The sequence below is a fragment of the Sphingomonas sp. ABOLE genome (assembly GCF_003950455.1).
Classification (GTDB): domain Bacteria; phylum Pseudomonadota; class Alphaproteobacteria; order Sphingomonadales; family Sphingomonadaceae; genus Sphingomonas; species Sphingomonas trueperi.
The window spans coordinates 111303-120837 of sequence record NZ_QQWY01000013.1 but is presented as its reverse complement, the minus strand read 5'-3'; the positions used below and the strand labels follow the sequence as shown (position 1 = coordinate 120837).

9 protein-coding genes are annotated in these 9535 nt (G+C 67.7%); 5 read left to right on the top strand and 4 right to left on the bottom strand.

Going from position 1 to position 9535, the window contains the following annotated elements; genetic code table 11:
* The 5 genes from CA234_RS10425 to CA234_RS10405 form a co-directional block, all read left to right on the top strand.
* Nucleotides 1-275 (top strand): EF-hand domain-containing protein (locus CA234_RS10425; RefSeq protein WP_164521778.1); only part of this gene is annotated, 275 nt, incomplete at its 5' end.
* Between the two features lie 42 nt (nucleotides 276-317).
* Nucleotides 318-767 (top strand): PH domain-containing protein, encoded by a 450-nt coding sequence (locus CA234_RS10420; protein ID WP_125976600.1) that lies wholly within the window; start codon nucleotides 318-320, stop codon nucleotides 765-767.
* Between the two features lie 184 nt (nucleotides 768-951).
* The gene (locus CA234_RS10415) at nucleotides 952-3108 is read left to right on the top strand and encodes a hypothetical protein (protein ID WP_126001647.1); all 2157 of its coding nucleotides are present in this window, start codon (nucleotides 952-954) and stop codon (nucleotides 3106-3108) included.
* The gene (locus CA234_RS10410; RefSeq protein WP_126001645.1) at nucleotides 3108-4643 is read left to right on the top strand and encodes an MBL fold metallo-hydrolase; all 1536 of its coding nucleotides are present in this window, start codon (nucleotides 3108-3110) and stop codon (nucleotides 4641-4643) included. The genes CA234_RS10415 and CA234_RS10410 overlap by 1 nt, the downstream gene beginning before the upstream one ends.
* 20 nt (nucleotides 4644-4663) lie before the next feature.
* Nucleotides 4664-5446: a hypothetical protein gene (locus CA234_RS10405; RefSeq protein ID WP_126001643.1), complete on the top strand. Its 783-nt coding sequence runs from the start codon at nucleotides 4664-4666 to the stop codon at nucleotides 5444-5446.
* A gap of 12 nt (nucleotides 5447-5458) precedes the next feature.
* Here the strand turns inward: CA234_RS10405 and CA234_RS10400 are convergent, their stop codons facing one another.
* From CA234_RS10400 to epsC, 4 genes are all read right to left on the bottom strand, one after another.
* Nucleotides 5459-5779, bottom strand: a complete 321-nt coding sequence (locus CA234_RS10400; protein WP_125976592.1) for a 2Fe-2S iron-sulfur cluster-binding protein — start codon at nucleotides 5777-5779, stop codon at nucleotides 5459-5461.
* Nucleotides 5780-5870: 91 nt separating this feature from the next.
* Entirely contained in the window at nucleotides 5871-8312 is a 2442-nt protein-coding gene (locus tag CA234_RS10395; protein WP_126001642.1) for a TonB-dependent receptor, read from the bottom strand.
* Between the two features lie 166 nt (nucleotides 8313-8478).
* Nucleotides 8479-8817 carry a DUF2794 domain-containing protein gene (locus CA234_RS10390; protein ID WP_125976588.1) on the bottom strand — a complete coding sequence of 113 codons (339 nt, stop codon included), beginning with the start codon at nucleotides 8815-8817 and terminating at the stop codon, nucleotides 8479-8481.
* Nucleotides 8817-9506 carry a serine O-acetyltransferase EpsC gene (epsC, locus tag CA234_RS10385; protein WP_125976586.1) on the bottom strand — a complete coding sequence of 230 codons (690 nt, stop codon included), beginning with the start codon at nucleotides 9504-9506 and terminating at the stop codon, nucleotides 8817-8819. The genes CA234_RS10390 and epsC overlap by 1 nt, the downstream gene beginning before the upstream one ends.
* Nucleotides 9507-9535 lie beyond the last annotated feature (29 nt).

Genomic DNA, 9535 nt, shown 5'->3' with positions numbered 1-9535 from the left:
AGACTGCGCAGCCCACGCCCCGGCCCGACCCGGCCAAGCTGCCGGCAGACGCGCAGTTCGCCCGCTACGACGCCAATGGCGACGGCGCGCTCGACAAGACCGAATATGGCAGCTGGCTAATTGCGCTGCGCACCGCCAAGGACCCCGACTTCAAGCCTGAAAAGCCGGAGGCGAAGGCGTGGATCGACCGCAGCTTCATCGGGGCGGATACGAACCGTGACGACAAGATCAGCCGCGAGGAGATGGTCCGGTTCCTCACCCCCGTGGCAGGCTGACATCCCCGTTGCGGCGGCCGCCGGCCCGGCTATGATGGCGGCATGGCGCAGCTGATCGATCGCTTCCAATCCTCCACCGCCGGATGGCTCAAGGGCTCGTTTGCCGGCTGGGCGACCGTGGCGCTGTGCCTGGTCGGCGTGGGCTTCGTCATTCTCGCGGTTCGCTGGATCGCCAACAAGGCGACGCTGTACGAGGTTACCGAAGACCGGATCGTCCTCTATCGCGGCATCGTCCGCAAATCGATCGACGAGATCGAGCTGTACCGGGTGAAGGACGTGCGGCTCGACTATTCGATCGTCAACCAGATCTCGGGCATCGGGACGCTCACCATCACCTCGTCGGACGAGACGACTCGCGGCGGCCCGCTGGTGATCCGCGACGTCGAATATGCCCGCGAACGCCGCGAGAAGCTGCGCGAGCTGGTGAGCAACGCCCGCCGCCTGCGCGGGGTGCGCGAGATCGACATGGTCCAGGAGGACGTGCGCGGCTGAGGCTGCGGCGACGATTGCGCGCTTATCATCGTCACGCTGACCTGCTATCGCAGCGATAGGGAGTCGAACCTCGTCCGGATCGCCGCCTTGCCGGGTGGCCCATCTTCCGGGGGACGACGTGCCGGTCGCACATAAGAACTTCATCGCTGGGTCGCAAAACACTGCTCTCGAGGGGGAGAGGCGTGTGAGTACCAATTATCCGAAGCCGGCCGTGCGGCGGTTGAAGGTCTATGCCTTCGATCCCCAGGCCTCGGTCACGCTCGCCACGGCGATGGCCAACGACTATGTCATCGAGCTGCCGTGGGAACAGCGCTGGGAGGCGCCGCTCGAAAAGGGCCCGGTCAACGATTATGTCGAGGTGATCGACATCGATCCGGCCGCCGGACTGTTCTACGCGCCGGTCGATCTCGATGACGCCTGGCTGCGCGACGGCGGGCTGGAGCCCTCCGAGGGGCGCCCGCAATTCCACCAGCAGATGGTGTTCGCGGTCGTGATGCGGACGATCCGGGCTTTCGAGCGCGCGCTGGGCCGCGTGGTGCTGTGGGCCCGCGACGAAAGGCTTTCGTCAGCAGAGCTGCCGCCGGGCGCGATCGAGCGCAACTTCACCCGGCGGCTGCGGATCTATCCGCACGCGCTGCGCGAGGCCAATGCCTATTACAGCCCGGACAAGCGCGCGCTGCTGTTCGGCTATTTCAAGCCACCGGAAAGCGCCGCCGACGTGCAGGCAAGCTGGGTGTTCACCTGCCTGTCGCAGGACGTGATCGCGCACGAGACCACGCATGCGATCCTCCACGGCATGCGCCAGCGCTCGATCGACCCGAGCCATGTCGACGCCCGCGCCTTCCACGAAGGCTTTGCCGACATCGTCGCGCTGCTCCAGCATTTCTCGATGGCGCCGGTGGTGCGCCAGCTGCTCGCCGCCAGCCACGGCTCGCTGCGGGAGCCGGGGCTGCTGACCGGGCTGGGCGAGCAGTTCGGCCGCGCGATCGGGCGCAGCAAGTCGCTCCGCTACGCCCTGGAGGCGCTGGGCGATCGCGCCCGGACGCACCAGGGTTCGGCCGAGAGCATCGCCGCCGCCATCGCCAAGCTGCGCGAGACGACCGAGCCGCATGCGCGGGGCGGGTTCCTGGTCGCGGCGGTGTTCGATGCGTTCGTCACCATCTACGAGCGGCGCAGCGAAGACCTGCTGCGGCTCGCCCGCCCCGGCCTGGTACCGGGCAACGGCCTCAGCCCCGATCTCGTCGAGCGGCTGACGCAGGAAGCGGCCAAGGCTGCCGACCAGGTGCTGCGGATGTGCGTGCGCGCGCTAGACTATCTGCCGCCGATCGGCATGACCTTCGGCGAATATCTGCGCGCGATCATCACCGCCGACACCGATCTCGTCCGCGACGATCCGCTCCACTACCGCGTCGCCTTCGTCGAGGCGTTCAAGCGCTGGGGCATCACCGTTCCCGGCTGCATCTCGATGGCGCCGGACAGCCTGTTGTGGGACTCGCCGCGCCCCGAGGAATATCCGGCCCTGATAGCGCGCGCCAACGGCACACCGGAGGGCGAGACCCCGCCCCAGGCGAGAATGGACCCGGACGACGCGCTCGCCTGGTGGTTCGCCGACATGCTCAAGCGGCTTCAGTTCGACGTCGCGTTCGATCAGGCGGACGATGGCCTTGGGGAGCGCAGCGCGGAGAGCGAGGAGCAAGCCAGCAGCTGCAAGGTCACCTATACGCGCCGGGACTATCGCTCCGGCCCGGCCGGGGGTCGCAACCTGCGCGACCTGGCGATGCGGGTGGTCACCCACAACCAGCGCGCAATCCACCAATGGCTCGAACAGTGCACCACCGATCGCCACGATTGGGAGCGGCTGCTGGGCGTGAAGCTGACCCCGGCCTGCGCCCGGGTGGCGGACGTGAACGCTCCCGCCGCGCTGCGTTCGATCTCCGGCGGGACCGATCCCGATGCGGTGCCCAATGTCGAAGTCCACTCGGCCCGGATCTCGCGGCGCACGGGGCCCGACGGGTCCGAGATGCACATGCTGATCGCGCAGATCGTCCAGCGCCGCCGCGCCTATTTCGATCCCGAGGAACAGAAGGCCGCCGATTCGGGCGACAAGGGCGCGATCGGCGCGCTGCGCTGGAAGTCCCCGGACTTCTGGTTCCGCGGCGGCGCGACGCTGCACATCGACCTGCGCGACGGGCGGCTGCTGCGCGTGCTGCGCAAGCGCATCGACGACGACGCCCGGCTGGCGCGCGAACGCGCCTTCCGCAGCGGCGACATGATCGCCGCGACCGCCGCCGTCACCGGCAACCCGCGCGAACCCTTCGCCTTCATCCATCGGGGGTCGTGATGGCCAGCACCGCAACCGCGACCACCGCGCCGCTCCAGGTCTATGTCCGCATGTACCGGGCGCTGCAGCAGGGGGCCACGTACAAGGGCATGCTCGGCGACTGTTTCCTGCTCCGGCTGGTCCAGGGCGACCGGACCTCGCACATTCTGATCGATTGCGGGCTGCTGCTCGGCAGCGCCGATGCCGATGCGCGGATGAAGACGATCGCCGCCGATATCGTGCAGACCAGCGGCGGCGTGCTCGACCTGCTGGTGGTGACGCACGAGCATTGGGATCACATCTCCGGCTTCTCGCAGGCGCGCGACGTGTTTCTCGGCGCGGCCGATCCCGAGACGGGCGCGGAGACGCTGGAGATCGCCCATCTGTGGATGGGCTGGACCGAGAAGGACGGCGATCCCCAGGTCCAGCGGCTGCGCGAACGCTTCGACAAGACCGGCGCGGCGCTGAGCGCGCTGGCTGAGCGGATCGCCCAGGACCCCGCCTCGCCCGCCGCGGCCGCCGCAGCGCAGACGGTGGGGCTGCAGGGCTTTCGCGGGGCGGCGAGCAACGGCGCCAAGCGCCTGCAGGGCCGCGAGATCATGGCCGCGCTCAAGGGCAAGTCGAAGGCCCCGCCCCAGTTCCTCGAGCCCGGCACGGTGCTGCCCACCCCGGCGGCGAAGCCCGGCGGGCCGGCGTTGCGCGCCTATGTGCTGGGGCCGCCGCGGGACGAGGAATTCCTGTTCAAGGACAAGCCCTCGTCGGGCAAGGCGCAGGAAACCTATCTCACCGACCTGCAGCTGAGCGACGAGATCCTGCGCTTCGCGCAAGGGGGCGATCTCGGTAGCGGCACCGACACGCCGTTTGCGCCGCAATATCGCACGCTCCCCGTGGCGGACGTCGAGCAGGGCACGCTGGACTCCGACGACGCCGCCTGGCTCGCCGCGCGCTATTTCGGCAACGAAAGCACGCAGAAGAGCGACCCGGCGCTGTACAAGATGAACGCGCGCCGCAGGATCGATGCCGACTGGCTGGGCATCGCCGATCCGCTCGCGCTCAAGCTCGACAGCGACACCAACAATACCAGCCTGGCGCTCGCCTTCGACCTGCCCGACGGCACCTCGATGGTCTTCGCCGCCGATGCGCAGGTGGGCAACTGGCTGTCGTGGCACGAACAATCCTATCGCGACGAGACCGGCACCGAGCACAGCGCCGAGCAGATCCTCAACCGCACCCGCTTCTACAAGGTGGGGCATCACGGCAGCCACAATGCCACGCTGGACGAGAAAGGCCTGGCGATGATGACGCGCGACGATCTGGTCGCGGCGGTGCCGACCGACGAGGAATTCGGCAAGAGGCAGGGCAGCAGCGGCTGGCAGATGCCCAATCCGCGGGTGAAGGCGGCGCTGCGCGCGCGCACCAGGGACCGCATCCTGCGCAATGACCGCCACTATGACGCCGCGTCGCGCGCCGCCGATCCCGAGCTGGCGGACGTCGATGCCGATTTCCTGGCCCGGATCACCGAAACCGACCTGTATCTCGAATATCGCGTGCTCTGACGACCAGAAGGGGAGATTCGATGCCGACCATCCACGAAGCGCGCGAAGCCATTGCCGCCGCCCATCTCCCGCCGGCGCAAGCCTTCGCCGCCGACGCCCCGGCCGGCGGCGGGCTGCCCGAGTTCGATCCGGCCAGGGAGCAGTCGCTGGTGATCGGTGCCGATGTCGTCTCGTTCGGGACTGGCGTGGAAGCGCAGTTTCGCCAGGCGATCTCGGACAGCGCGCTGTTCGCCCAGCTGATGGCGCTCCAGGAGGTCGGCCAGGACGGTGATCCGATGCTGTTCTTCGATGCCTATTTCCGCTGGATGATGCGGCTCGGCTGGCTGGTACAGCAGCGCGACACCGCCGAGCTCGACGTGAAGGGCGACGGGCTCGACTTGCACCAGGCCATCACCGGCGTGATCACCGCGTTCCTGGCGCCGATCGCCGGCGCCGCGCAGGCGGTGCTCGCGGTGCTCGACGGGCTCTACCAGATGAACGGCAAGGCACCCTTCATCGCGCTGTTCAACAAGCGCAGCACGCGCCAGAAAATCGGCCGATTCCAGTTCACCTATGTTCGTCAGACTGCTGAGGAGGGACTGTTCGCGGAGATGGCCGCGTTCGGACTGGCGGCGGACGAAGCGATCACCCAGATCCTGTTCTTCAAGATCCACAAGAATCGCGCCTCGGTGCGCCGCAGCCTCGGCCGGCTCTCCATCCCCGCGGACGCCCTGGACGGTATCCGCGTGCAGCTGGCGGCCAAGGTACAGGCGCACCGCCTCGCGATGATCGCCGAGGCCGATCTCGGGCCGATGGACGCCTGACGCGGACTCCGGTCAGCCCAGGTCGGGCGCGATCTCCACCGTGAGGCCGTCGAGCGCCGGGCCAAAGGCGATCTGGCAGGAAAGCCGCGACGTCGGCCGGCGCTGCTCGGCACCGTCGAGCAGCGCATCCTCGTCGTCGGACATCGGCGGCAGAAGCGCGGCAAAGGCCGGGTCGACATAGACGTGGCAGGTCGCGCACGACAGGCAGCCGCCGCAGAACGCCGGCAGCGATTCGAACCCGGCGTCGCGGAGGATCTCCATCACGCTCAGCCCCTCCTGCGCCTCGACGACCGTCTGGGCGCCGGCGGGCGGGGTAACCAGCAATTTCAGCATGTCTTCACCTTGTACGAAGGGGAGCGGGAGGCGCGAGGGGCGCCTCCCGCGGGAGCAAGTCGGTGCGCGCCGCCCCGCGGGGCGGCGGCGGTCAGTAGTGGATGCGGAAGTCGATGCCGACGCGCCGCGGGGTCAGCACCGATCGGGCATAATAACGCTCGACCACGCCGGTGCGCGTCTGGTTGAACGAGCTGATGTCGTTGCTGATCGACGTATAGGCGTATTTGTCGAAGATGTTGTCGGCGAACAGGCTCACCTCGTACGTCTTGTCGCGATAGGTGACGGAGGCGCGGTGGGTCATATAGTCGGGGATCGCCTCGCCGAAGCCGCGCAGGCCGACGCGCGAATAGATGTCGCCGGTATAGGTCGCCGCCCAGGTCGCCTCGATCTCGCCGCCCTGGGGCAGCGGCTGGGTGTAGATCAGCTGCGCACTGCCCGAATGCTTCGCCGAGCCCGGCAGCCGATCGCCGTTCTTCGCGTCGTAGCGGACGCCCTGGCTGACGACCAGCTCGGGGAAGTCCTCGCTCAGATGCGCGTCGACATAGGCATAGGTGCCCTGCAGGGTGAGCCGGGGCACGATCCGGAACGAGCCCGAGAATTCGATGCCCTTCGAGACCGCCGCACCCGCATTGGTGGTAATGCCCACCGCGCCGTTCACCGTCTGGCTCGGCACCTGCACGTCGTCCCACTTCACCCGGAACGCATCGAGCGTGAACTGGAGGCGCTTGTCGAACAGCGAGGCGCGCACGCCGACCTCGATGTTGCGCGTCTTGTCGGGCTTGTAGGCGAGCTCGTTGGGCAGCGCGCAGACATTCTGCCCCGGCGGCAGCGGGACCACGCAAGGGGCGACCCGGTTGACGCCGCCGATCCGGTAGCCGGTGCTGTAGGTGGCATAGGCGAGCAGGTCGGGGCTGAACTTGTACGAGGTGTTCGCCTTCCACACGAAGCCGTCGTCGCCGGTGCTGCCGGAGCGCACCCGGCTGGGATCGAACTGGATCAGCGGATAGGGCGTGCGGGTTAGGCCGCCGCCGAACAGCGGCGTGTCGGTGCCGCCCGTCGCGGTCGCATCGTACTTGAAATAGCGTAGGCCGCCGGTGACCTGCCAGGCCGAGGTCGCGTGCAGCGTCGCCTCGCCATAGACCGCCTTCTCCACCGTCTTGGTGTCGACGAAGGAGATGTATTCGAGGTCGTCGGGCCGGTTGATTCCCGCGAAGGCGGCGAAGCCCGGCGTGTATTCCTGGCGATCGCTGGCATATTTCAGCCGGTTGTAGAAGCCGCCGATCACCCAGTTCACCGGCCCGCCATGCGAGGAGACCAGCCGGACCTCCTGGTTCAGCTGCTTGTACTTGCGATGGTTGTTGGCGAAGGAGGAGAAGGCCGGGAACGCCTCGTACCCGTAGTTCAGGTCGAGCAACAGATCGGTATTGTCGTCGACATTGGTGATCTTCTGTTCGGTATAGGCGGTGGTGCTGACCAGGTTCACCACGTTGAACAGGTTGATGTTGAGCTCGGCCGAGAACAGGTCCGCCGCGCGGTGAAACGGCTCCAGATAGCGCCACGGGCCGACATAGTTGCCGGTGCCGAGCACCCCGGCGCCGTTCGCCTGGCGGCCGTTGGTCTTGGTATCCTGGTGCGCGTAGGTCAGGAACGCCTTCACGTTGGGGTTATATTCGAGCAGCAGCGTGTTGCGCGTGGTGAAGGTGTGCTCGAAATTGACGTCGGCGACGCGCTTGAAGTTCTGCGCATAGTCGGCGCGGGTGCCGAGCGAGGCATCGGCGGCGGTGGTGCCGCGCACCGGCTGCGGATCGGAAATGCCGGGCTTCTGCAGCAGATAGTCGTAATCGATGAAGCCCGGATTGTCGTAATAGCCGACCACCGAGCGCAGCGCGACATGGTCGGCGATCAGCGGCAGGTTGACCGTGACGTCGCCGATCCTGCCGAAATCGTCGCTGTGCGACTGGGCATAACCGCGGCCGTGCAGGTCGACCGAGAAGCGGCTCGTGTTCGGGCGGTTGGGGATGTAGCGCACCGCGCCCGCCAGCGTGCCGAGGCCGTACAAGGTGCCCTGCGGCCCGAGCAGCGTCTCGACGCGATCGATATCGATCAGCTTGAAATCGAGATACAGCGGCACTTCGCCGAGATAGATGCCGACCGAGTCATTGGCGTTGGCGCCGGTCGCGCTGGTGTCGCCCGAGGACAGGCCGCGCAGGATGACGTTGCCCGAGCTTGCCGGGCCGGTATCGACGATGGTGACGCCCGGGGTGAAGGCAGCGAGCCCGCGGATATCGTCGACGCGCTGGCGCTGGAGCGTCTCCTGCGACACCGCGCTGATGTTGATCGGCGCGTCCTGCAGGGTCACGCTGCGGCGGCTGCCGGTGACGACGATCTCGTTGCCGCTGGTGCCGCCCTGGTCCTCGCTCTGCTGGACGGCCGCGGTGCCGGCGCCTTCGGTCTGTGCCGCCGCACGGGTCGCGCCGAAGCTTGCGAGAACGGTTGCACCCAACAGCGCCGCGCGGGAAATCGATCGTGCCACCCTAGCCCCCTTTTTCTGCTTTGGTCCCTGGCCGCCACGTGTGCGGCTGGCTTGTGCCTGCAGACTTTGGGGAAACGGCATGCGCCGCCATGGGGCGTTTGACGTACCGCATCGCAGCAATCCCGGACGGGGACGCGTGCCGAAACCGCCGGGAGGGGCGGCTAGCCTATTCTTCCACCAGCTTCATCAGCCGGCGCTCGACCGGGGCGAGCACCGGGCCGAGTTCATGCCCGCGCTTGAGCACCGCGCCGCTTTCGTTGACCAGCGCCCACATGCCCTGGCGATTGCGCAAGGCCGGCCGCTTCTCGATGCGATATTCGGGCCGCTCGGCAGCGCGGCGGAATGCGGCGAAGGCGGCATAGTCCTTCTCGAACTGCATCGCATAGTCGCGCCAATGCCCCGCCGCGACCATCCGGCCGTAGAGATCGAGGATCCGGTTGAGTTCGAGGCGATCGAAGCCGACCTGCTCGGCGCGCGCGAGGGGAAGCGGGGTGACGGTTCCCATCAGGCCCGATCGCGCCGTTCGGCCTCGGCCTCGCGCTCGGCGATCATCGCGTCGAGCCGCTTGCGCAGCGTATCCAGCTCGCAGCGCATCAGCTCAAGCTTCTGGCTGGCGGGGTCGAACACGTCGCTGCACGGCGTGCCATAGGGAACGAAGTCCTTCTGCCAGGTCATCGCCTCGACCAGCGTCGGCTTGGCCGGGATGCCCACCATCACCGCACCGGGGGCGACGTCCTTGGTGACGACGGCATTGGCGCCGATCCGCGCGCGCTCGCCCACCGTGATCGGGCCCAGCACCTGCGCGCCGGAGCCGATGATCACGCCGTCGAGCAGGGTCGGATGACGCTTGCCGCCCACGCCATTGTCGGGACTTGTGCCGCCCAGCGTCACGCATTGGTAGATCGTCACATTGTCGCCGATGATCGCGGTCTCGCCGATCACGACGAAGCCATGGTCGATGAAGAAATCATGCCCGATCGTCGCACCCGGATGGATGTCGATCGCGGTCATCCAGCGCGACCAGTGGTTGACCAGCCGGGCGAGGAAGAAGAAGCGGCGGCGGAACAGCGCGTGCGCGATGCGGTGATAGCCGAGCGCCCAGACGCCCGGATAGAGCAGGATTTCCAGCCGGCTGCGTGGCGCGGGATCGCGCGCATGGATCGAATCGAGATAGCGCTTGAGACGCTGGTACATGGCCGGACCCCTTTGCAGCCCGCAAAATA